This is a genomic window from Microbulbifer sp. ALW1, assembly GCF_009903625.1.
GTDB lineage: Bacteria > Pseudomonadota > Gammaproteobacteria > Pseudomonadales > Cellvibrionaceae > Microbulbifer.
This window is the reverse complement of sequence record NZ_CP047569.1, coordinates 2,651,620-2,677,811: the sequence shown is the minus strand read 5'-3', so window position 1 is coordinate 2,677,811 and position 26,192 is coordinate 2,651,620. Positions and strand designations below refer to the sequence as shown.

Below are 26,192 nucleotides of genomic sequence, written 5' to 3'. Positions count from 1 at the left end.
CTGACGGGATAATTTTAGCGTTGGTAAAACCACTGATACACTTCCGCGACATCTTGATACGAATCTGGTGAAACCGGCTGATCTAACCGACTTGATCTATACAACTGACGTGCCAGCTTTGGCCGTGCAACAATTGGCTTCCCGTATATTCTTGCCCGACGCTTGATCTCCAACGCAAGTGCTCCAGCCCCCAAGCTAACGACCTTTGGCGCAATCATTGCGTGGCGCTCAAAACGCAAGGCAACCGCATAATGGGTAGGGTTTACCACCACCAAATCGGCAGACTTCACATTGGCCAATGCTTTGGACTTTTCCAGCAGTTCTTTCTGCGACTGCCTGCGCTTCTTCTTTTGTTCCGGATTCCCATCCAGCCGCTTATGCTCGTCCTTTACTTCCTTACGGCTCATACGCATTTGCCGCAGAAAGTCCCTTCGGGTGTAGAGCTTGTCCACAATCACAATGGGCAACAGCATCAGAATAAACACTAGTACGACCTGCACAACGATATCCGTGGCCCAGCCGCCGACACTCGACAACTGGAGAGTTACGCCACTCACCAGCCAATTAACCAGTGGCATTCCCATCAGCAGAATAAATACGAACAAGAAACCGATCTTCAACGCAGCCTTGATGAGTTCGTACAAAACTCTACGTGAAAACAGCTTTTTAAAGCCCGCAGCAGGATTCAGACGCTGAAAGTCCGGCTTTAGCGGGAAACTGGAAACCACGAACTTCACCTGCGCCAGATTCACCAAGACTGCGGCCAGCACAATTGTCACCAGCACCGGTCCGAAAACGTTCAACAAACTGAACAAAACGTATGACATCCAGCTTACCGGGGCACCGGGCTCCATTGGCTCCGAAAAGCCACGTGAAACGATAGTTCGAAACATTGCCTCCGTACCACTCGCAAGCCGATCTTTAAACAGCAAAATAGACAACAGGCAAACTGAAACCACGGCAAATGCATTCAGCTCCAGACTTTTTGATACCTGACCTTTCTTGCGCGCCTCACGCAACTTAAAAGGTGAGGCCTCTTCGCTCTTATCCTGATCCTGCTCGGCCATCTACCGCCCCACCGCCATCAGCATAAATTCGCGGATGCTGTCCAGCATTCGTTCAAGTCCGGATCCAGTCAGTCGCACACTGATCGCCAAAGTCACAAGGCCAATAAAAATTTTGAGTGGTAAGCCGACAAAATACACATTCATTTGCGGCATACTTTTGGCAAGATAGCCAATACAGAAATCGAAAATCAACAGCGCCATGGAAACAGGCAGGAAAATTGTCAGCGCCAGGGTAAATTGCTGTGTGAGATAAGCCGTAAATGCACCCAGGTCAAATTCAACACCACTACCAAACATCGGCAGCAACTTGAATGACAACAGCAGTATTCCAAGAATGTCGTAATGAAAACCGAGTTCAAATGTCAGCACAAATAGCACCCAGAGATAAAGCGTGCCGATAATTGATTCCGAACTATTGGTTGCTGGATCCAGTACTGCAGCGGCGCCAAAGCCCATTTGCATATCCACCATGCGCGTCAGTGTCAGTAATGCCGCAGACCCGACAAAAAATCCAGCGGCCAGCGCGCTGCCGATAAATGCCTCAATAGAAGCCGCACGCAGAAACTCTGCAAAGCCCAGATTTGGCGGCACCTGAAGTTGCGGCGACAATTGTACACAGCCAATGGCCGCGGTGGCCGTTAGCACAAGGCGCACACTGGCCGGCACCCGCGACATTGGATTTGATAACGCGACAAATAACAACGGCGCCAGGCGTACCATGGCAAGCACGACAAGGGAAGATTGTCGGGAAAGAGATTCCAGCAGCATGTTTAACCGGCCACCATCCCAATCGACTTCTCAGCAAACTCCATCCATGTTGCGAGTATCCAGCTACCCATCAGAATCAGCACGATCACCGCACCAATAATTTTGGGCACGAAAGTGAGTGACATTTCCTGAATTTGTGTCACCACCTGAAATACCGAAACCAAAAGACCGATGATCAGGGCGGTAGCCAGCACCGGAGCGCTCATCCATGCGGCAACTTCCAGCATCGATGCCATCAGGCGCATGGCCGTATCCGGTTCCATTACAATTGTTCACCGCGGTTGGCGAGATATTTCTGAACCATTTCCGGAAGCTTGTTTTCCACCTTTTGCCCCGTGGGTGTTGCAAACAGTTTCTGGCGAAGTTGCTCCGCCGCTCCTGCCTGTCCCCGATGCTCTAAACAGAGGGCCTCGGCGTAGCGACCAGACAAATTGCTGTGATCGAGTCCCAATGCGCGTTTGCTGGCCTGTTGCGCAGTATCCCAATTACCCTGAAGCGCATTGACTACTGCCAGGCCACCATGGCTTTCGGCAAAGTTCCGGTTCAGCTCCAGAGCCCGCTCAAACGCGTGTAACGCCGCGCCCAAATCATCCCGCAGAACCTCACTCCAACCCAATAAGTGCCAGGTGCCAATGTGTTCAGGCATTAGCTCTACGGCTTTTGTAAAGCTTGCTCTGGCCTCATTGAAATCGAAATCCACCAGTTGCAATTGCCCTTTAACCGTCCAGAAACGTCCAACACTAGGGTATTCGGTCAACCCCATATCGCACCACCGTGATGCCTCTGCGTAGGACTGCAGAGCAGTATATGCATCGGCCATAGCCAATAATGCTTCAAATTGGTGGGGTTCCTGCTCGAGAACCATTTCTGCAAGTTCTATAGCCTTTTCGCGACTACCACAATCATTGTAAACAAGAGCCAAGAGTCCACTTGCTTGTAAATCGCCATCTAGTGCAATGGCAGCATCGAGTGCATCAATCGCGTGGTCAAACTTACCCAAGTGGTGATCTGCCCGGGCTTTGAGCACGAGTACTTCCGCTGTTGGTTCAGCAATGCTCTGGAGAATGGTCTCTGCCTCAGCATACTGGTGCTGCTGGAACATTGTGTAAGCCAGGTTGTATTGAATTGCCAGCTGCCCTGGTGCTTTCGCATCCGCCCAGCGAAAGCAAAACTCGGCTTGACGATAGTCACTCACCGCAAGACATAACATGCCCGCGGAATGAGAAACCGAAGGGAAGCCCAAGACACTTTCGGGCAGAGCATCGATAAATTCTCGCCCTTGGTCCAGCGCGCCAGTCTCGAAATATTTCGATAGCAAATCCTGCGTGAGCAGAGGGTTTTCACGGTCCTGCTCCCAGAATTTTCGAAGTCTCTGGAGGGCTTCTTGCTTTTCAATATTAATCACTAAATTGTCTCGTCTCGGCAGATTACCGGTTAAATCTCTGCTATTAGTTGTTGCTTCAGTTTGTCGAGCGCCATTTTTTTAACTTGACTGACCCGCCCTTCTGATAAGCACAAGGCTCGCGCCACTTCCCGGTTACTATGATCGTGAAAGTACGAGAGCTTAATTACTTCTTGCTCGCGCCCACTCAAACGCGTAATCACATCAGTTAACACCGCATGCATTTCACTTCTACAAGTAAAATCTGGGTAAATGGGCACTGCTTCCGCGCTCATGCTGTTCAGCAAAATCTCCATAACCATTACATCGAGCTGATCTACCAGCGCGGTAAACGGACGGGAATACTGATCAACATTCGAAGCATTTAATGCCTGACGATTTGCAGCAGTTATCTCGTCCAACAGTGCACCGCGCACCCGCTTTCGCGCAAAAGCTTCGAATGGCACACCCTTGTCGGGGCTAAAACGCTCTATAGATTCCAGCAGAGCGACTGCAGTGATCTGCCGAATATCATCATGGGGAACTAAATTTGGAGGAAAGGCTTTCATCAAGGAAAACGCAACGGATACCCCCCAGGGCAGGTAGTGCGAAATAAGTGCATCTCGAAAAGCACTGTTTCCACCCTGCCCCCACTGTTCCCATAGATTAATTTCTTGTTCTTTTTCTCCCACCGGGAATGGCGTCCAATTTATCGAGGCAGAGAGAATACAGCTGCTACAAATTGTGACAAATAGGTCAAAAAGATTTCACGCAAGAATGTGATCAATTTCACGAACATACTGATAAAAGAGACAAAATCTTATGCAATTCGCTGGATAAGCAACCGAAACACGGAAATACTGAGAAGTTACATAATAACCAATAGTCATTATAGTCACATTGTGCGTTCTTCACCTTAGCCTAAGCGACCGAAAAATACATGCTGATAAAGAGAAAGAAGTTACAAGTCATCCACCAAAATGTTCATGTAACTGCTTTAGTGAATGTCGCACATTCTCAAGCACCCGAAATACGACGATGGATGGAAAATTAAATACTTCAGCACTCATTCCTTACGCTAAACAAACCTGACGATTGCTACCGCGCTTAATGACATGCGGGGGATAGCAGTTAAACCGAAACGAGGCCACCCCATGGAAAACTTCATTTCCTGATTGCAACAAATTAATGGATGAATAATTTTGAATATTCTAACTAGCCTCACAATGTTTATTCGACCATCTATATGAGTTCACCCCTAGAATCCTCGAGAATTATCATCGGAACTCAGTTGACACTACTGACAACACCTAAATATTTTTCTGTATTCAATTACGAAAATAACCGGAAAAATATCCAAATCTATACCACCTTAAAACCTCGACAATTGCGTTTTTTTCACGAAAATGAAATGGAATTCGTTACGGATTAGGCCGCTAAAACGGCTTTTCTGCAATCGAATTACATCAAAAATATAACTTAAGGATTATTTGTGAATACTTTCAGGTTACTTTTTGCATTTATATTTTCGGCTATCCTGGCCAACTCCGTGTTAGCAGCGCCTTTGTGCGAAGAAATCCCAAGAGAAGTTAATGGCTGCACCCTAGACGTAAACAACGTCTCAGACTGGCTTGAAGACATGCTTTCAAGTGATTTCGAAGGCGAATGTAACAAGCATGACAGATGCTATCAGACCCTAGGAAAAACCAGGTACCAATGTGATAAAGAGTTTAAAGAAGATGGATACGATGAATGCAGTATAAATGTAGCCTGTAGAGGAATTGTTAAACTAGCGTATGATGAACTACGGGATAGTTCTGAGGCCCAGGAGCAATACGACAAGGCTCAACTAAAGTCAAAAAAAAGAAGTACAGCGCATATTAACGAAGTAATGGCAGGGCAATGCGTGGACGACCCGAGCAACCAGGTGATTTATGATCACACCTTAACGGACTATGTCAAACTGGCATACAACAATAGAAAGGGACGGGACCCCAGCAGTTTTGAACAGTACACTATGCTGAAGAAATTCAGTAGCACCGCCAGCATTACCGACTGGAAAGGTATTGTTTCGACTGCCGTTGAAAACGACAATACAACACCACCTCTGATCAAAATCACCAAATTTTCTGATCGACACCTCGCGAACTACCGCTTGGATGCGAGCAACTCCACAGGTTCCGGATTGATTTACAACTGGAATATCAACAATCAAGCTTCAACCAGCCCTACCTACTCATACAGTGGTACACCTTATCCAATGCGTGGTTACACCTTACATTTTAAAGGTTACCTACTTGTCGAAAATGGGCAGGGAGAAAAAGACGCTCGGACAGTTGATGACTACTTCAGTGTAATCGGCCTGTGCGATGGGGCTACCTGTACACAGATTCCATAATCTCTAAAACCTACAAGAGTCTCAGAGATACTCTACCTGAGACTCACCATTCTAAATAAAAAACTCTAGAAATCCCATCAATATTTAATGATTGCGAAATTCGCCACTAAAAAACATATTAAACAGAACGACCCCGAAATATGTATCATATGATGGCTCACTAGTTTCACCCAATAGATCTAAAACTATTCTGAAGTTTACATCCTTAGAATTGTAGATCATCAGATAAGCAGAGTTAATTTCCAACACCTACTTACTGCTTGCCTTTTTTAACTCGATATTCATTTACCGCCTCTTTTACAGCAATCTCTACCTCATCAATTAATGGCATAAGTTTCTTTTTGAATTCGTATTTAACTTTGACTCCATCGACTAACATATAGGACGTACAATCCCTAATATACGCTGATACAGCCGTATTACAAAATGATAACAATTCAGCCTCATCTAATGGTTCCCCCCCCTAAAGTAGTAAATCAAGTTTTTATTGTCGGGGTCTTCAACCTCCACCACCCCCTGAAAAGAAGATTTACTCACCCGAAGATTTTCAGAACTATAGCCATTCCTAGACCAATAAAAGTGCAATGGAGATTGATAAAACTCGTCGCCCCTAGATCTCCAGTCAATAGAAATAGAAACGCTGTCATCGGCCGACATACCCCCACCCACTTGAATTCTAAGGAGGCTATATCGTTCATTATCTTCGATAACTCTAAAATCTTTATTCACAGCTTCGCCCCCTCTTTTTTGACTACAAGCTACAGCGAAAATCAAACTCAACATTAAGGCTACTAATATAGTAAAAAATTTCATCCGGTTTAAACCTATTGATAGGGCAAATTAAATTGCTACTTACCCCCAGGCAGAGGGACAGTCCACTCTACCGTAATATTGATATTTGATGTCGGATCCCGATATCCATTATCAGAGGAGCTATCATTAAAAATTGGAATATCATTCATCCAGTCAAAATTTCCGCCAGCCTTATCCCTATAGTTACCGCCAAAAAAGGACCTTCTTCCCATTGTATTGGTCACCCTAAAGTGAATCTGTCCGTCTTTTACTACAGCGAGCCCATCTTCATAACTCCCCAGCTTATGCGCGGCCCAGTTTCCCTCAAAAAGATCATCAAAGAATTCGGCAGGGCCAAAATTCTTGTCAAAATTGTACATAAACCCATCAGAAGGAACGTTACCGTTGTACTTCGTATCTACAAAGAAGTCATACATACTTTGAGCCATTCCACTTTCAGCGAACTCTTGAGCAAACTTTGAAGAAGGTCCGAAGTAAACTTCTTCATGACCATCACCTCGTACAAACTTGCCAAATAGTTCACTAGCAAAATCGCGATCTACATCTGCATATTCCGCCCAATAATTTCCATATAGCTGAGCTTCAGTGGCACTTCCAGTAAACATTGTCCCACCAAACAAGCTTCGATCTAAATTGTAGAAATCTAATACGTCATAATGATACTCGGCAATTTGCTCCCTATTCAGTAGATGTGGAGTATTTAAGACGTCGGCATCTCTTGCTTTTAAGCTAGATGCAGCAAATGCCCGCCCCAAATCTTCCATTGTCGGTGCCGAATCACCTAACTCATCCAAAGCCATTTCCATTCTGGCCCATGTGAAGTCAGCTGCTAATTGCTCAAACACCGAGACATCACCTACAAAATCTGACTGCCCCCATCCTATCAACTCAGTTCGCCCTAACTTTCCGCCGCTTTGCTCATAGACAGACTTCCAATAACCAATATAGTCGCCTTCCGAAACTAATTCTCGCTGGGCATCCGTAGGTTCGTACCCCTCCATACTAGATTTCCCGACAAATTCCCTCATCATACTCTTAAGTCGATCAACCTCTTCCAAATTCCCAGACTCCTCCGCGGCGCCCAGTAAGCGGGTATATTCGCGCTGTAGATCAGCAGGAATGACATCAGGCACAACAATATCAAGGTTCGATTCAACTTCGGATTGATCTGCCCACGATGCGCCTTCAACTTCGATGATGTCCTCCTGGATCGAAGACAATTTCGAGTCTTCAACTTCGCTTGATCTATTTAAGTTCTCTGCCTCATTTACGGCGATTTGAGATTTTGATACTGGCTGCTCCTGTGTAGCCTCCAATCTATTGTTAAAATCAGGTGTACTCGAGTGTTTTGACTCCGGCTCAATTTCAACAATAGTGCTTTCTATTAGCGAATTAGCAAACGTATTACCAAAAGCATCTGCCGCAATCGCCTGTAACTCAACTTTACCACCCACACCGAACACTCTGCTTACAGATGCTGCCGCGATTCCAGATGCTGTCGCACTGATGAAGCCTGAAGTAAAGTCACCCAGCCCTTGTGTCATACCTCCCACGTAGCCACCAACCTGAGCCCCCGCCTCAGCCCCAATCGCCGAGGCGGCAACACTGGCCCAGCTAAAGTTGGTGTCCTGACCGGTTATGACCTGGGCCCCTTGTGCCGAGATATAGGTGGTTGCACCGCGGGCATAATTTCCGTAGCTACCCTGGAATACCTTACTGAGCTTGCCGGTTCCATGCTGGGCCATGCCGCCAACCCCAGCGGACGCTACCGAAGTGACCCCCCCAGCCACAGCCTGACGAAGTGAGAAACTATCCACCACTCCCAACGCTTTACCCACCAATTGCGAAGCTACGGAGCCTGCAAATCCGCCTACGAAAGCTGAGGTAGCAATACCTGCCGCACTGATTGAGCCCGTGAGCACTCCACCACTGACAACTGCACTTCCGATTGCTCCGACTCCCGTTGAGGCTACGGCGGTTGTACCCGCCGTAGCCGCACCAGTGATCGCGGTTCCAGTCGCTCCTGCACCAGCGGTGCCAGCGGCCCCAAATGCACTTGCAGCCGCGCCAGCAGTATAAATAGTAACCACTACCGCAACCACAACCATAATAATGGTAGCAATAGCCCCACAGCCCGCGTCTGCGGAAGGGGGCGGTGGTACGTAGGGTACCGCCGGGGTGCGGTCGCCTATTATTTCTTCGGCGTTGTAGGTCTTAAACGTATCAGCATCATTAACGCTGGTCGTGTGCGCCGGTATACGCAGCTGCTGGCCATCTGTCAGAACAACTGCATCGTCTGCCAGGCCATTCGCATCGGCTATCAGGTACCAGAGAGAGCTACTGCCATAAACCGTTTGCGCGATTGTGCGCAACGTGTCCCCTGGGCGCACGGTATAAACCATGGACTGAGCCGGGCCCGACTGACCGGCAAGCTGGTAGCCCGCCTGATCTTCGAAGTGAATACGGCCACTGCCATCTACGGATCCAATCTGCTGGCCTTGGGCGTAGTAATAGTGGCGCTCTTCAGATCCATCTGTCTCGGTAGTAAAGCTTCCACCTTCCCAGTCACCAGCAACTTTATTGATAATCTGACCATCACCGTTGTAGCGGAAATAGCGCCGTTGCTGTTCAGAAATTTGGTCGGTTTTGTAGGTCTCGTTGGTGTAACGCAGGCGGCCGCTATCATCGTAATAGCTGACATTCACACCATCTTTATGATTGGTATTACTACCAACGCCAGTTACCGTATTTGTAAGGTAGCTGTCGCGACTTTGATAGGTATAGGTATACGTCAATGTATAGCTTGACAGCTCTTCGGTATCCCCCTCCCCTTTTAAGAGCTTGATGTAGTTGTAGTTAACCAAACGGCCTGCCGCGTCATAGGAGCTTGCGCCATAGGTTACTTTCGAAAGTATTTTCAATGATGGCACGTTATAGTGACCGCCAATGGTGTTCCAACCAGTGACTGTATGTCCCAGGTTTTCAACCAAGGTCACCTTGCCATCTTTATCAAAATACGTTCTGGTTTGTGACTCCTGCTCCCCTGCAACGGACTGGTCGTAGAACTCGTATTTACCATCATCGATCTCAACCCGGAAACGCCGCGTCTCGCCCGAGCCGAAATAATTGGTCGTAGTGGTATTGCGACCTGCTATATCGTATCCGTAGCTCGTCGCGGTCTGCCAGATCGAGTTGTCAGCGTACTTACTATCGCGTGTTGCCTTCACCGACCAGTCGATACTGCCTGCATAGGCACCATTAACACTCTCGAGAGATACTAATTGACCAATCTGGTTATAGTTGAAGCGCTGAGCATTATAGCTATTACCGGAGCCCGTTTTTTCGACGCGCAAAACCTGATTACCAACCGCATCGTACTCAATAAGGCTGCCTTTTCCGGTCGAGACAGTAATCTCCCCTCCAACAAGATCCCCCTCTGATACCAACATGCGATTTTCCGCATCGTACTTGTACCAGTAATTTTCATGCCGGGTGATCGTGGGATCAGTACCCCACCAGTCATCGTCGGGATCAATGTAGCCGCCCGGCTCTTCCGGGATAGCCATGCTCATACTCATACTCATGCTCAAGGGAGCCATATACGGATTGATGCCGCCGCCGAAATCCCTTTCCACATTGAGTATGAATGAATCAGATTTACTGCCCCCCTTGCCGTCTGATGCAGTAACAGTAACGGTCCAGTAACCGAAACCAAGCCCGCTGATAGCACCAGTACTCGAATTAATCGACATACCCGACGGAAGACCGCTGGCGGAGAAAGTCAAAGTGTCGCCGTCAGGATCACTGAAGTTATTCTTCACAGAAAAGTAAATCGGATCACCGATCTGTACCGTGTAGTACCTATTCGGGATCGGAGTTACGAGAACTGGCGCGCTGTTGGAAGTAACGGTGATACGGAAAATGTCAGAGACGGTTCCACCATTTCCATCATTAGCAGTTACGCGTACATCCCACGTTCCTCCCGATGTCGGAGTGCCGCTGAACTTCCTGGTGCTGGCATTAAACGACAGCCAGCTCGGCAGATTATTTCCGTTACTCAGTTTTGCGCTATACGTCAGCGAATCCCCATTAGGATCGGAAAAGGTACTAGTGGGGAAAGTGTAACTAAAGGCAGAGCCCACAGAACCCGACCGATTGGGAATTGGATTCGCCACAATCGGCGGCTCATTACCGGGTTGCACTGTCAGATTGAAGTGCGTATAGACAGTTCTACCGCTGGGATCTTTCGCTCTGACGGCAAGTTGCCAGGTTTCATTACTTGAAATACCGCTGCGAGTACCCGAGAACTTCCTGGTCGAGGTATTGAATGAGATCCAACTTGGCAGCGCTACATAGTCCCAGTGCGCAGGAATTGTCACAATTTCTTGCGGAACCCCAGGTTCACCGCCACTCAGGTCTATGGTTTCCTCTGGAACCCAGACTCGTTTGTAGGCTGCATAAGTCAGCACATCGCCATCAGGATCACTAAAGGTCGAAGTGGGTACGGTATAGCTCCAGGCAACATGCTCTGTTGCGGTCTTATTGGAAATACCATTTGCAACCGTTGGCGCCCGGTTAGCACCTTGATCTACCGTCAATCGGAAAGTATCTACCCGAGTTCCGCCGCGACCATCACTCGCGGTGACCTTGATATCATATGTCCCTTTATGACCGTAGTCGGGATCAAAATACAGGGTCGAAGCGTTACTCCAGGTTATCCAGCTTGGTAAAGCGTTACCATTACTTAGTGTAGCGGAGTAACTGAGCGAATCACCGTTAACGTCTGAAATATCATTATTCAGGTTGTAGCTTAACGTCCGATTCTCCATTACCGATTTGTCGACCAGCGTTCCCGTTGGTGCGTCATTTGCCGCTATTACGGTAATTGTAAATTCGTCAGTTATAGAAAGAGCTGGGGACCCGCTATCTGTCACCTTCAGTCGGATAGTAAAACTCTCGTTCTTCGTAATTCCCGTTCTAGTACCTGAAAACGTTCTATTGCTACTGGTGAATGAAAGCCAACTAGGAAGAGCAACCTCCTGCTCCTCTATATAAACTGGTTCCCAAGCTTGATCAGCCGCATTCCAGTATCCCTGTGGATCCCAGTATCCTGGAACTACCTTTTTCGCCACAAAGGTCAAGGTATGGCCATCGGGGTCAGTAAAATAACTGGAAGGTATTTGATAGGTCCAGGCTTGACCTTCATTGATCGATTTATTGGGAACAGCCGTGTTTTTCACCGGCGCTCGGTTGGGTCCTTCGGTAACTGTCAGCCGGAATACATCTGACACCGTCCCGCCATTACCGTCATTGGCAGTAACCTTGATGTCATAGGCACCCTTGGTCCCATAGCCAGGGCTCCAGCTGAAAGTACGGCTACTAGCATTAAAGGTAATCCAGCTGGGTAATGCGCTACCATTGTTGAGCTTCGCGGAGTACGTCAACGAGTCGCCATTGGAATCCACGAAAGAGCTGGCACTAAAAGTATAAGACCCAGACTTTGTTTCCTGAACCGACTTGTTCGCCAGTAAGGTAGCGACCGTAGGAGCCTCGTTAATATCAACTACAGTGATTGAGAAATAGTCATAACCTGTACGACCGTCTGGGTCTTTGGCCGCAACTGCAAGCTGGTAGACTTCGTTGCTTCCATTAAGCCCATTACGCGTCCCGGAAAAGGTACGTGTAGTTGTATTGAATGAAATCCAGCCACTTTCTGAAAGATTACGATTTTCCCAGTGGGCGGGGATGGTATAAGCAGGATCGCCTCCCTGCGCGGGAACATATTGTTCAGCCACCCAAACTCGGAGATATCCTTGATAGGTCAAGGTATCTCCATCCGGATCAGTAAAGGTGTTCGTAGGGACTTGATAGCTCCAGGCACTCCGCTCGTTCACACTTTGATTCGGAATCGCATTCGCTACAGTCGGCGTTCGATTCGGGCCTTCGGTTACCGAAACGGTGAAGTTATCGACTTTGGTGCCACCACGTCCATCATTGGCTGTCACTTTTATTGTGTAACTGCCTTGGTGCCCGTAGTCAGGAGTGAACTTAAGCGTGGAACTGTTGGTCCAGGTGACCCAGCCAGGCAATGCGGAGCCATCCGAAAGCGTAGCGGTATAACTAAGAGTATCCTGGTTTACATCTATAATATGATTATTGAGATTGACCGTTAGGGATTTGCTCTCCTGCACTGACTGATTGGGAACATCACCCGTGGGGGCGTCATTGGCGGCAACCACAGTCAGAGTAAAATCATCCGTTACCGATTTTGCCGGGCTACCACCATCAGTTACAGTAACCCTGATCGTATAGGATTCATTGGTAACTATTCCTGTCCTTGTGCCGGTAAAGGTTCGAGTTCCCGCGTTAAAAGTAAGCCAACTGGGCAGGGCTACTTCCTGCTCTTCGACCCAAATAATATCTGGCTCACCGGGGGTTAGCTCAATTTCCTGCCAATAGCCTGGAACGACCTTTTTGGCCACAAAGCTAAGAGCATGATTATCAGGATCAGTGAAATAACTGGATGGAATCTGATAATTCCATGCAGTGCCCTCATTCACCGACGCATTGGGTATCGCGGTATTCCTGATCGGAGCCCGATTTGGCCCTTCGGTAACCGTCAGGCGGAATATATCAGATACGGTTCCACCATTATTATCATCAGCAGTAACTCTAATATCATAGGTTCCCTTATTACCGTATGCCGGGTTCCAGGTAAACGTACGCGTGGTTTTATTAAAACTGATCCAGCTGGGAAGCGCACTACCATTGCTGAGTTTTGCTGAATAAGTGAGCACATCCCCATTACTATCGACGAAATAGTTAGCACCGAAGGTATAGGATCCAGACTTTGTTTCTTGTACCGACTGGTTCGCCAGTAGAGTGCCCACTACCGGTGCTTCATTTTGGTCAATAACCGTTAGTTCAAATGATGCCGTTCCAGTTCGAGCACCCGTATCTTTTGCGATTACCGCCAGACGATAGGTTTCCGAGCCGGTGGTCATTCCCAAGCGAGTGCCAGTGAAAGTTCGGGTATTGGTATTAAATGAGATCCAAGACGGCAATTCCTGATAATCCCAACGTGCGGGGATAGTGAAATATTCTTGAGCCTCGCCATCCCATACAGTTTGTTCCTCCACCCAAACCTGGAGCATACCTGTATAGGTAAGCGCGTCTCCATCCGGATCCGAGAAAGTGCTGGCTGGAACAACGAAGGTCCATGCTTCCTGCTCGTTTATCGTCTGGTCAGAAATAGCGTTTACAACAATAGGCGCGCGATTCGGGCCTTGAGTAACGCTAACGTTGAAGGTTCGGGTCGCAGTTCCGCCTTTCCCATCATTCGCTACCACTTTAAAGGAGTAGCTTCCCTTGTGGCCGTAATCAGGATCAATTTTCAACGTATGCGCAGAGTGCCAAGTAATCCATGATGGAACTGGACTACCATCGTTTAACGTAACTGTATAATTCAGACTGTCATCATTAAGATCCCAAAAGTAATCTTCGAAATTTACATAGAGAACCTTACTCTCTTGTACAGTTTTATCTTCAATGGCAGTAGAACTTGGCGCGTCATTCTGAGGAGTTACCGTCAAGACAAACTCATCAGTTACAGATTTAGCGGGCTCACCACTATCGGTCGCCTTAACACGAATATTAATCGACTCGCTAAGCGTGATGCCTGTTCTTGTACCAGTGAACTTTCCGGTGACCACATCGAAACTAATCCAGCCCGGCAGTGCTACTTCTTGCTCTTCAACCCAAACAATATCAGGCTCACCCGGAGCTAATTCAATCTCCTGCCAGTAGCCAGGAACAACCTGTTTCGCCGAATAGGTTAACGGGAAGCCATCAGGATCTTTAAATGCTCCTGCTGGGATTTGGTAATTCCATGCCGAACCTTCGGTCGCAGCCTGATTTGCCAGCGGAATTTCCAGCGTAGGGGCTTGATTCAAGTAGGGGTTAATCTGAAGATCAAATTGGTGCGTTGTGGAGTAGCCACTTCTATCTTTAGCAATCAGATAGATTACAAACTCTCCCTCATTATCTCGGGAGCTTGCATAATCCACTGAGTCAGAAGCTCCGATGGGAACGTCCAATATATCCAAATAGAATTGATTACTCTGGTCGACTTCAAGCCCAATCCAACTTGGCGGTGACGAAAGAGAACTATCCCGGACATAACCCGGCATATAGTAGCCGGGGTCTCCGCCCTGAGGAGGAACCCAAATTCCTTGCGGCTGCCATGTCCACCCTTTTACCTTTATTTCATAGGTTAATTCGTCGCCCGCATCCTGATCCGTAAATAGGTTTTGCCCTAAAAGTATTTTCTTGGCCTCAAGCTCACGGATACTTTTTTCCGAAATTGTGCCATTCGCCACCGGCGCATGATTCACCGGAGGTGTATAAGTGTAATCGTACTTCGATGCGACCTTCACTGAACGCCGGTTACCAACCTCATCGTACTTATAGGTAGCATCCAGAGTCACCAGATCTTGCCGTAGGTCGATAGTCTTTACTCGGCTCAAGCGCCCATGTTCGTCATAGCGTGTGTGTGTCGCCTGCTCATAGAGGATTCCTCGCGCGTCGGTGCCGCGAACATAATCATAGCTACGCTGCCCGTTCTCGTCATATTCATATTCAGCGTACAGGCTACTGTCTTTATCATTAATAGCCTTGAGGGATCCATTGTCATAGTAGCTATATTCGATGCCGTACTTGTTTACGGTCTCACCGTTCTCAAGCACCGTTTCATCCTTTTCCACGGTGCGCACTTTGCGCTTGAGCTGGCCGTTGTCATAGTACTCATAGGTAAAGGCGGTACCACTCAGATCGTTGTAGCTTTGAACCCGGCCGAAGTAGTCGTAGTCCCAGCTGAGCTGATGACTACTACCACTGGTGTGCAGACCATTACGATCGACAATTTTTTTCCCACGTGCGTCGAAATAGTACTCTTTGATCACACCTTCGGCAGATTCTGTTCTGACCACATTGCCACGCACATCATAATCGGTGTAGCTAGTCGCAAAGATCGTACTTGCACCGCTACCGCTATAGGCGATCTGGGTTTGAATCTGGTGATTCAATTCGTTGTAGGTATGTTTGATCAACGTCTGGTTGTAGGCATCACCATCCGTTTCGAAGCGGACGTCGCCGAGGCCGGTAATGTTGTCCAGGCGGTCATATTGGGTGGTGGTGATGTAACCAATTGCGTTTTGTTTGGCGACCTCACGATTGAAAATGTCGTACGCATAGTGTGTTTCGGCACCCAGAGCATCGACCTTTTTCAGCAGTCGACCATAGTCATCGTACTCTTGGTAACGGCTATGGCCACGAGCATCGGTTTCCGCGATGCGGTTACCACCGAGATCGTAGTAGTAGAAGGTCTCGGGGTTCTTACCCTCTTCTACGCCTTGCTCATCGACCACCAGTGTTTCACTTTTTTGCTCCCAAGTGACCTGGTCTAGCTGGTTGTATTTATACGTAGTGAGATAGCCGATAGCGTCGCTTTGCTGAAGTACGTTGCCCCAGCGATCGTAACTCTGGTAATAATTGGGAGTCAGGCTGGGAGTGTCTCCACTAAAACTCTGACTGAGAGTGCCAAGTTCTGTCCGCCCTACCCGGCCAAGGCCATCGCGGTAGTAGAGCTTGGTGTAGAGACCGCCATCGGCAGCGAGTGACTGTTCGCGCACAAGTTGACCGCGCAGGTCGTAGGTATAGTTGACCAGGGCTCCCTTGGCATCGGTACCGGCGATCATGCGCCCGGCGTTGTCGTAAGTGAAGCTCTCCTGGAAGTTACTGCGGTTGTCGCCGCGAGCGGTCACTTCTCCGAAGGCGTTGTACTTGACTTCGATAAACTGGTTGCCCACCGAGACGTTGTCTAGGTTCCACTGAGCACTGTTACCAAGGTCGATCTCGGTAGTGATCTGCTGGCCCAGCTTGTCGTACACATAACTGGTCTTAGCGGCGTAAGTGGCAGTGCCTTTGGCGTTCTGGTAGGTCTGGCTGGTCTCGGTGACGTGTCCAGCGAGGTCGTATTGGTAGCTGGTTTCATCGCCGTTGGCGTTACGCACTTTGACCTGGCGGCCGTGGCTGTCGTACTCGCTGTAGGTGATCTGGTCAGCGCTGCTGGTATCGTTACTATTGTTCCCGTCGTCGGTGTAATTGGCGTAGCGGTGTTCTTTCAGCACATTGCCGAAGAGGTCGTAGCTGTAGTCGACGTAGGGGGTACGGCTCGCGGTGTTGTTAAGCAATACCTCGTCTTGCTGCTCCAGGGTGCTGGCGGTGCCACTCAGGGCACCGCTGGTGCTGGTGCTGGTGTTAAGCAGGATGCCCCGGGCATCCTGCTTGGTCCAGGTGTTGTGGCCCAGCTTGTTGTAGCCGGTAAGGACTCGGTTGCCGTTAATATCGAGTGCTTCGATCACCCGGCCCAGGGCGTCGTATTGGTTCTCCTGCACCTTGGCGGCATACACTTGATTCTGGGTTACGCTATAGCCGTTGGTGTTATCCAGCAGATCGTACTCGTAGTTGAGTAGCCATTCCTCTTTCAGCTGACCCAGCTTGTCATACACAAACTGGCGCCTGCGGTCGCGGCCGATATCCGAGTCGTTGCTGTTCGAGGTGGCAGGGGCCGAGGGCTTGCCGCTATCCAGGTCAACACCGACACCCAGTGCGCGGGCATACTCGGTGACAAACTCGGCCTGGCCGAACTCGGTGTACTGCCACTCGGTGACATAACGCTCGGCATCAACCGTCATGACCTTCTGGCCGAGGTTATTGTAGTAGTGGTGAGTATTTACCCAGGTACTATCTTCTTCGTTTTCACCGCTCAGTTTAACTCTGGTTTTTTCTAGCTCTCCATAGGCTGTGTACTGGTATTCAGTCACCGGGGCCGCGCTACCACTCTCGCCCGTCTCCGGGTCGAAGTAGTTGACAGTCTCTTCCTCTACCTTACTCAGGCGATTGAGGTTGTCGTATTCCCGACTCAGGGTGCGATTGGCGGTGTTGTTACCGTAGCCGCTCTCCTCAAGCTTGTTGTTTACCTCGGTACTACTGACCGCCGCCAGCCCTCGGCTCGCGGCATCGGTCCAGGCCTTGGCATAGCGGGTCAGCCCGGTCTGGTTACCGTAAGCATCGTACTCGTATGCGGTGATGTAACCTTCGGCATCAATCTCATACTCAAGCTGGTTTTCCGCATCGTAGATCTTGTAGGCGTAGTAACCCCGTACGTCCTTGTTGGCCACGGCATTACCAAAGGCATCATAGAGAGTATTGACCTGCGGCGTCTGACCATCAACATCGGGGTACGTGATACCGATCTGGTTGCCGCGATCGTCGTACTGATAGCTTGTGGTACGCGCCAGACTGCGGTTTTCCGCCGCACCATTCAGATAAACCCCTTCCGTGCGACTACTGAGCTGCCCGCGGAAGTCGTAGGTCATTTCTGTGATGAGCTTGCCGTCGCTGATCAGCTGTAGGCTGGCAATGCCACTGGAGAGATAGAAGTTCTCTTCTGGAGTGATCTCTTTCACCCGATTGCCGCGCATGTCGTACTCGTAGACCCAGGTGTATTCCGGATCATTGGCGGCGCTACCCAACTTGCTGGTAAAACTCGTCAGATTACCGAAGGCGTCGTAGCCATAGTATTCTGTATGCCCTTCGGCATCGGTAAGAGAAACTGCGCGGTTGAGCGCATCGTAGTCGGTTTGGGTAATACGCGCAGAATCTTCCCAGCTACCACTTTGAATAGCAGACTCGATATCCGCTTCTTCCAAACTGCTCGCGTACACATAGTCGTATTGCAGCATTCGGGTGACGTTTCCGAAGCTGTCGTATTCGTATTCGCTGATATAACCGGCAGGGTTGATTTCGAAGCGTACGCGGCCAGTGGCGTCGTACACACTGTGGCTGGTGCGCATAGTGCCTGCGCTTACCTGGCTCTGGATCTGTGCGGCGGTCAGGCTGGCGATGTCACCGCTAAGCTTTGTATCGTATTGCCGCAGGACGGTCGCATTACCAGCGGCATCGTATTGGTATTCGGTAACATAGCCACCACTGTTGATGCTGTAGTGCAGTTGCCCAGCGCTATCGTAGACACTGGTGATGCTCTGTTTGTTTTCGCTGGTAACTGTGCTGACAAGCGCCGCAATTTCCGCCAACGTGTCGTCTGCAGTACTCGCTGTTACACCATTAAAGGCGATTTTTTGGCGGACTTTCCCTGTATCCGTGTAAATAAATTGGATGATGTCACCGGCCGCATTGACTTCGAAGGCGATGCGGCCCGCGGTATCGTAAACAGAGCGAAGGCTGTTGCTTCCGTAACCACCCTGACTATCGATAAAGCTCTCGACTGCTGCAGTATCTGATGGTACGCCGGTATAGCTGAGACCGTATTGGATACGCTCTAATACCTTCCCGGAGTCATCGTAAACCGTCTCGCTGATATACCCATCGCCATCAATGTAAAAGCGCTCACGTCCGGCTTCGTCGTAAGTCGTATAGGTGGCGATATTTTGCTGACCGTCAACGGCGGTGGCCAGCGCTTCAGCATCTACGATTGCAGCGCCATCGACCTTGTAGTCGTAGCGGGCTACTTGGATGAGGCGCCCGTTATTGTCGTAACCGTACTGGTTGACATAGCCTTCTGCGTCCACAAAGAACGCGCGTTCGTTGCGGTCGTTGTAGAAGGTGTATTCAGAGCGAGCGGGAGTCTGCGCGCCAATGACACTGGTGAGACTCGCATCGTCTAGCTGCGAATCTACTGCTGTTGGGTAGCGGTGGGTTTCGGTAACACGACCCAGATCATCGTAAGCAGTTTCTATCGCATAGCCAGCGCTGTTGATTGTATAGCGTTGGCGACCGGCAATATCGTAGATATAGCGCGTCGACTGGGCTGTGTTCTCAGCGCTTATACCGCTCAAATACGTCGCGATGCCACTTTCAGACAGATCGCTCAATGCACCAGGCAGCGCATCTTGATGGCGCTTGCTTTGGATCACATTACCCGCTGCGTCGTAGACGGTTTCGATTACATGGCGATTGCCGTCAACCACAAAACGCAAACGATTCAGAGCATCGTAGGCATAGTAAGCGGTATCGCCATTACCATCGGTGACACTGGTTACGTTGTTGTTTACGTCATAGGTGTAAGTGGTCGTTAACGCAAGGCCTTCCGGGTCAACGATAACCTGGGCTTTATTGCCCTGGGCGTCGTAAATCGTAGTTACTTTGCGATTTTCTGCATCAACAACACTAACCGCTTGGCCCAAGCCGTCATAACTGTATTGCGTACCGAGATTCAGGCCTTCCGGATCGATTACCTGCGTCAGTACACGGCTATTGGCATCGTAGCTGTAGCTTACTTTCCGTCCTTCCGCGTCAACCGTCGCTACCAGCTGATTGGCCGCGTTATATTCATTGGTCGCTGCCGTTACGTCCTGCCCTTCAATGGTTTGCTCTGATGTTTTGAGGTTTCCGTTCAGGTCGTAGGTAAAACGTGTTTCATGCCCTTCTGCATCAGTAACACGAATCGTCTGACCGAAGCTATCCGTTGCCGTACTCGTCGTGATATTGCCCGGCATGGTTACGACGGTGGTCTGCTCGCCGGATTCCGCGTCAAAGCTGTAAGCGTAGGTGGTTACCTGGTCCAGTGCATTGGTTGTGGTCAGTACTCGCCCAAAAGCGTCATAAGTACTTGTGGTTTCGTTGGTGAGCGGGTCCGTGACCACAACGGTACGACCCTGATCCTGATAGTCGTAATAGCTGGTGTTGCCACGCGCATCGGTGGCTTGCGTGACACGACCAAAGGCATCGTATTCCTGGCTGCTGGTGATATTCAGGTTCGCAGGTAACGCGCCGGAATCCTGCACGCTAGTGAGCTGGAGGCCGCGATTGTCATAGGTAAATTTGCTGACCCGAGTTTCACTTCCCGCCTGGTCGATCGCGCCGATATCGGTGGTAACGGTTTTCAGTTCGCCCCAGGTTGTGTAGTCATTGGTGGTGGTCAGCGACGCGGGCTGGCTCTGGCTGTCTATAACCTGACGCAATACGGTCGCCAGCTGGCCACGGGTGTTGTAGTGATAGCTGGTTACACGGTCGCGGCCATCGTCCGCCAAGCCGCCTACAAGCGACTCCAGCTCGCCAGTTACTGCGCCCTGCGCGTTTGCGAGTGCGTTGTTGAGTGCGCTATTGGTAGGTCCATCACTAAGATCAAATTTCTGGGCATAGCCGCGGCTGCTGCGGGCATCACCAAAGACGTTATAACGGGTCTCGGTAACGCTGGCCTTTTGAGTTTGCGCATCCTCGACAATCAGGTAGACAAGCTGACCGCGCTCATCGTAGATGTAGTGCGTACTGTTACCCTGGGTATCCTGACTTTCGATTAAGCGGCCAGCACTGCTATAGATATGACGCACCCCTTGATTGTGGGTGTCAATTGCCGTATCCAGCTGCGTTTTCGTTAATTCGGTCGCGCCATTACTGTTCAGGGTGATACCGAGCGTTCCGGCGATATCAGCCAACTGTTGCGCATTTAGCTCGCCAGTTAGTTGGCCAGCGGCATCGTAGCGCAGATACCGGTTTCGGATATTGTCGCTGGTTTGACCATCCCCGTCAGTGTCGACAGCATCACCGTTGCTATCGATCTGGTAACTGGTGACCTGAACGAGGTTACCGGTATTGTCGTATTGGTTGAATACATATAGCCCACGGTGATTGCGGCTGGTCTGCAGGCGCCCGGCATGATCGTAGCTATAGCTGATCCACTGGTCTTTGTCGGCATCTGCAGTCGGGGTGACACCACTGATGTCAGTGAGCGCAGCCAACTGGCCAGCGTTGAGCGCAGTGGCAAACTGAGTGACCTTGGCTTGCTGGCCGCTCAGATTATATTCGTATTGGGTGACGTAACCCTGGTGGGAGATTTCGTGACTGAGCTGCCCTTTGCTGTTGTAGTAGTAGCGGACGGACCGGTCCTGCGCATCGGTACCCACGAGAGTGAGCAGTGCGCTGAAGTCATTGCTCTCGCTAAAGGCGTCGGCGCTGTCGAGTTGAGTGGCGTAGCGGATTTGCTGCACCAATTGCCCGGCAGCGTTGTAGCGGTTCTGGATCAGGTAGCCTTCTGCATCGACCGTGCCCAGCTGACGCCCAACACTGTCATAGAAAAAGCGACTTTCACGGTTTCCATCGGTACCTACGCCATCGGCACTGGTTTCCGTTCTGAGTAACTGACCTGCACCGTCGTAGTGATAGGTGGTGACGACCGGATTATCACCTACGCCCGCCGTTTCAGTCTGCAACAACCCATTATCCAGATAGGTAAAGCTGACACTGCGATCCAAGCCATCTGTAGTGGGTTTAAAGTTCCCTTCAAAATCCGCAGTAGTAATAAAGTATTGCTGGGCACCTTCATCGAACCACGTAGCCGCATCAACGGTATTGGTAAATACGATGCGCTCTTCAAGCTGGTTTTGATCGTTATATTTAAACTCGGTAACACCGCCGCTCGCGTCGACACTGTAAACAACTTGACCCAACGCGTTGTAAAACTGATAGCTACGAGCACCTGCGGCATCCACACTGGTGCGCAAGCGGCCATTGTCATCGTAATAATAACGACTGGACCCATAGTCCTCAGTGCCACCACCGGCACTCCGGGTAACGCTCGTTAGTTGACCCCGCGCGTCATAAACAGAGCTGGTGGTTAGACCCAGTCCATTTTGTACTTCAATGGTGCTCTGGCCGTCTTTATAGGTCGTTGTAACCTGGTTGCCTTCTGCATTGGTGACACTGGTTACACGGCCCATACCGTCGTAGCTGTAAACGGCGGCGTAATCCGTTTCTACAGCAGCAGCGGTAGCGCTAGCAGATTCCGCTTCGGCAGAAACCTGCTTAATCAGTTGCCCGGTTTGGTCATAGAAGAAGTAGCTGGTTGCCGCCGTTCCGACGCCTTCGCCTGCAGCATCCAGGGTATTCCACTGAGTACTGCTTTGCAGCTGACCGCGAAAGTCATAAGTAAGAGTGGTTCGCTGAGCCCGGCTCAGATCCAGACCGGAGCGCCACGTATCCATTGCAGCAAGACTGGGCGCCTCATCATCGGCAAGGCCCGATACATCATAGTGGTCATCCGTCATTACCCAGGTATCAGAAAGCTGCCCGAACCCGTCATAATCAAATGCCGATGCTGATCCATCTGCACCAACGGTATACGCCAACAAGCCCTGTGCGTTATAGATATAACGACTGGTTTGCGCACCGCTCGGGGCACCCGGCTGATCGATGCTATCTGGATCAGCCACCAGGTAGCGGGTTTCAGTGAGCAGCTGATTTTCTGAGCTATAGGTACGGGTAACCGTGTTGCCGATACTATCGCGCACAGCCGTTTGGTTACCGCTGGCATCATATCGATAGTCTATGCGGTTGTTGGCGTTATCAATGACATGCTCAAGGTTACCGTCAGCGTCATAGGCATAGCGCACAACCTGGCGCTGCCCATCAACAGCCGGGCTTTCCAAACGCTCCAAATAGCCCGTTGCGCTGTTAAAGTACATTTTGGTGCTTTCCCCCAGGGGGGAAACAACTTCGGTATACGAGCCGTTGGCATCGCTTAAGCCGTAGTTGTAGGTGGTTACCTTGTTCTGGCCATCGGTGACCGTTTTGACAGCATACTTGCCGTCGATCAGTTCGTAGTCAAAACTGACGGTGGTGCCGTCACTCTGGGTGATGGTGGCGATACGGTTGCTGCTACCGTCGTAGCTATAGGTGGTGGTGTAGGCTTTGCCATCGGCAATACTGTTGTCAGCCCCCAGCTCCAAATCAATGGAAACCGTTTCCAGGCGACCATTTGCATCGTAGCTGTAGTAGACCTGTACCAGATTTTCGCCGCTTGACCGCGTCTCCAGCGATTCCAGCTGGTTACTGGCGTTGTAATGCAGCACCATTTTCTGGCCGTCTTGCAGAAGGATCTCTTCCAGCTGGCCGTTGGCGTTGTATTGATAACTGATTTCATTGCCAGCACGGTCCGACATCTTGGTGAGCTGACCCGATGCGTTATAGGTTTCCGTTACCGCACCGTCATCGGCGGTGAACACCCATGCATTATTTGTCGCGTCATAGCGGATCGCATCGTGCGCACCGCTCCCTTCCTTAGCGACGAATTCGCCAGAGGTCGCATCGTAGGTAAAGGTAATGTCAGAGCCGTCGCCGGCGATCCGGCGAATAGTGACATTCTCCAGGTCATTAACCGGATCACCTGAAATAACCAACGAACGATTGGCACTCAGCCGCCACTGATCACCCATACCGCCAGTAAAACTGCCCTGACTGTTGTAGGTACGTACCAGACCTGCATCCAACCCCAAGCCCATCAACAGCTCGTCTGCCTGACGAACAAATAGGTTACCGCTCGCAGCGTTTACATAACTGTTCAGCCCTGCCTGTCCTAAGCTAGCCTGGCCATTCTGCCCCAAGGCCCCGAGGATATCGGCGGAGGAGTTCAGTAAGCCCAGTCCATTCGAGGTAATAACAGCGGTCATAGTGCGGTCCCATGGTCAAGCGAGAGGCCCAGTTGCCCTGACTCCAGCAGCATGTATTTGCATGGCAGCCAAGCGGCTTCTGATTCTGATATTTAGTTATTGCTTGAGACCTATTCGGGAGACGGAGGGAAAGTTTTAGCGGTAAGACGCACAAACACCCCAAAAAGTGACGCGCGTCACAAAACCTGGAGTGTTGAATAAATAATGCACACAGATGAAGAGGAAGAGGTGAAGAGCTATTGCAAAAAAGCATGCTTACTAGCATTCAGGCCAACGCAAAAGCAACCATCAGGTCAATATGAACAGGATTGCACCAACACAAGCACTCGCGTTCCTAAGCGACGCACTTAGGGTTACAAATGGAAAGCGCACCGGCGCCCACACTTCTGGTGTGGAGAGAGAGATATACCTCAGCTCAAGGCAATCTGGCCATAGAAAATTCCTTAATCCTAACGATAACAGACTAACGGGCAAAGAATTTTAGGACTTCCAATAATCGTCAAAATGTGGATCTGCCCCCATTAATTCGTAGGTTGGATCTGGGCAGAGCTAGGAGAAACGCTCTACCCACCTGGCCACCACTAGGGCAGTACTAAAGCACAATTAAAGGTGTAGATTACAAAGAGCAAGGAGATTTCGTGTCCGGATAGGTGCAAATTGGTGCGCTTTGAAGAATCGAGCTAGTGCAACAGGATGCTGCACCGCCATCCAGATTCCCACACCCAGAACCGCCGCAAGATCCACATGAATTGGCGCAACAGGCACCAGAGGTATTGAAAATACCATTCTCAGTGTATTCGCAAGTAAACCCATTTGTACCTGAAATTACCTTCCCTGACTTCACCAAAAAGTTGTCGAAGTAAGAGTACACGATCTTCGAAGGTGAGTTCGACGCATCGCTTCCGCCATGAAAGGTGCTAAACAAAAACTTGTCGACTTCAACATTTTGATCTCCAGAAAGCCGCACACCATGCTTTTCTGCAATTTTTACGCCATCAATATAAAGCTCAGCTAGGCCATCTGCATTGTTTGGAGCTGAATTCATTTTTACGTAGAGATCAATGCGATACCATTTATTCTTATCAAACGTAAAGCCTACATTATTATTATAAGAATGCCCGCAGTTATTTGTTCGATCCTGGTCATAAACATACAGCTTGACGCCACCACCATTAGCAAATGTGACTCGTACACTCCAGCCTTGAGGGTCAATGGGATTGCAGCCCGTTGTAGCCGACCCACCACCGAGGCCATGCAGCTTCCCTCCCTTGACAAATTCAAAATCGCTATGAAACTTTACGTCGTAGCTCAACGTCGCGGAATTTACAGATTCGGTCAATGGCAGGTGCTCGACAATTCGGTGCGAACCTTTCTCATACGGAACATATCTCGCCTTAACTACATTATTTTCTCCATTGAAAGACGCGATACTCAAGAAATCTGATTCAAATATAGCTTCGGGCTTAGGATCGAAGTTTCGTCGAAAAAGAGCGCCATCTGTATAGGATACATAGGGTGGGAAAACCGTGTATTTCCCTGAGTTTGTCAGAAGGGCATTTGCCGTATTGGCCACGGAAATTCCGTGGACATAGATTTTTCGCCCCTGAAATGCGTTCATTTCATCGTAGTTAAAATAAAAGCGAAAGCGATGGGGTATGCCTGAGGTTCCGCATAAATCACCCACAGCCGACTCAGTCTCACGCTCTGCGACCGCCCACTTTACAAGCTCTCCACCAGCGGCAGCACGGTCATCCAAGTAAAGGTGCACATTGATAGATTGATTATACTCGGTTTGGCAGGCCCATCCCGACACTGCAAACTTACCGCTGGTATACTTTACAGGGTCAATCGCTCCTCGAACCTCGGTAGCGCTTGTAGGTAGAGAAAAAATTAGCAGCAACATAGATATCAGCGTATTTTTCAAAGCAAACGTTTCCTGTTTATTATGTTTGTATACATTGAGCATGTGAGGAGCACATTTGATATTGAGCCTGACAATTTAAAACACATCCAACAATCTTGACTTCATGGATATAGAGTGCTTCCGTCACATACTTGGCGACTACACCGGGGATTTCGGTTAACGCGACCGCAGTAGCCTTAAAATCGTCGTCGTAGTAGTTGTAGTGTATTCTGCGTGCCATTTGACACCTCCAAGCCAATTAGATGGAGGTGTGTGCAAAAGCGGGTTAGGTTCCAGTCGGTTTAAATGAAATTGTTAGCGGATCTAGATAGCCCAT

At 49.6% G+C, this 26,192-nt stretch carries 9 protein-coding genes; 1 reads left to right on the top strand and 8 read right to left on the bottom strand.

The features are described from left to right. Positions 1-14: 14 nt before the first annotated feature. From GRX76_RS11070 to GRX76_RS11050, 5 genes are read right to left on the bottom strand one after another with little or no spacing between them, the layout of a single operon-like run. On the bottom strand, positions 15-1,067 hold the full coding sequence (locus tag GRX76_RS11070) for a flagellar biosynthesis protein FlhB (protein ID WP_160153362.1): 1,053 nt from the start codon (positions 1,065-1,067) through the stop codon (positions 15-17). Continuing rightward, a complete protein-coding gene (locus GRX76_RS11065) occupies positions 1,068-1,835 on the bottom strand; it encodes a flagellar biosynthetic protein FliR (protein ID WP_160153361.1) in 768 nt (255 codons plus the stop codon). It lies immediately after the preceding gene. A 2-nt stretch (positions 1,836-1,837) separates the two neighbouring features. Continuing rightward, complete coding sequence (locus GRX76_RS11060) at positions 1,838-2,080, bottom strand: flagellar biosynthetic protein FliQ (protein ID WP_236250325.1); 243 nt, start codon at positions 2,078-2,080, stop codon at positions 1,838-1,840. A gap of 17 nt (positions 2,081-2,097) precedes the next feature. Then, positions 2,098-3,240 carry a tetratricopeptide repeat protein gene (locus tag GRX76_RS11055; RefSeq protein WP_160153359.1) on the bottom strand — a complete coding sequence of 381 codons (1,143 nt, stop codon included), beginning with the start codon at positions 3,238-3,240 and terminating at the stop codon, positions 2,098-2,100. 29 nt (positions 3,241-3,269) lie between these two features. Continuing rightward, on the bottom strand, positions 3,270-3,908 hold the full coding sequence (locus GRX76_RS11050; RefSeq protein ID WP_160153358.1) for a sigma-70 family RNA polymerase sigma factor: 639 nt from the start codon (positions 3,906-3,908) through the stop codon (positions 3,270-3,272). 800 nt (positions 3,909-4,708) lie between these two features. On the opposite strand from GRX76_RS11050, the gene GRX76_RS11045 reads away from it, so the two are divergent. Continuing rightward, positions 4,709-5,614 carry a hypothetical protein gene (locus tag GRX76_RS11045; RefSeq protein WP_160153357.1) on the top strand — a complete coding sequence of 302 codons (906 nt, stop codon included), beginning with the start codon at positions 4,709-4,711 and terminating at the stop codon, positions 5,612-5,614. A 447-nt stretch (positions 5,615-6,061) separates the two neighbouring features. Here the strand turns inward: GRX76_RS11045 and GRX76_RS11040 are convergent, their stop codons facing one another. The 3 genes from GRX76_RS11040 to GRX76_RS11030 form a co-directional block, all read right to left on the bottom strand. Further along, the gene (locus tag GRX76_RS11040) at positions 6,062-6,427 is read right to left on the bottom strand and encodes a hypothetical protein (protein WP_160153356.1); all 366 of its coding nucleotides are present in this window, start codon (positions 6,425-6,427) and stop codon (positions 6,062-6,064) included. 35 nt (positions 6,428-6,462) lie between these two features. Continuing rightward, positions 6,463-23,952 carry a putative Ig domain-containing protein gene (locus GRX76_RS11035; protein WP_160153355.1) on the bottom strand — a complete coding sequence of 5,830 codons (17,490 nt, stop codon included), beginning with the start codon at positions 23,950-23,952 and terminating at the stop codon, positions 6,463-6,465. Between the two features lie 616 nt (positions 23,953-24,568). Next, the gene (locus GRX76_RS11030; protein WP_160153354.1) at positions 24,569-25,876 is read right to left on the bottom strand and encodes a polysaccharide lyase; all 1,308 of its coding nucleotides are present in this window, start codon (positions 25,874-25,876) and stop codon (positions 24,569-24,571) included. Between the last annotated feature and the right edge of the window lie 316 nt (positions 25,877-26,192).

Coding starts and splice junctions, on each gene's coding strand:
- GRX76_RS11060 (WP_236250325.1), bottom strand. CDS start 2,080: ATGCGCCTGATGGCATCGATGCTGGAAGTTGCCGCATGGATGAGCGCT.
- GRX76_RS11035 (WP_160153355.1), bottom strand. CDS start 23,952: ATGACCGCTGTTATTACCTCGAATGGACTGGGCTTACTGAACTCCTCC.
- GRX76_RS11070 (WP_160153362.1), bottom strand. CDS start 1,067: ATGGCCGAGCAGGATCAGGATAAGAGCGAAGAGGCCTCACCTTTTAAG.
- GRX76_RS11065 (WP_160153361.1), bottom strand. CDS start 1,835: ATGCTGCTGGAATCTCTTTCCCGACAATCTTCCCTTGTCGTGCTTGCC.
- GRX76_RS11040 (WP_160153356.1), bottom strand. CDS start 6,427: ATGAAATTTTTTACTATATTAGTAGCCTTAATGTTGAGTTTGATTTTC.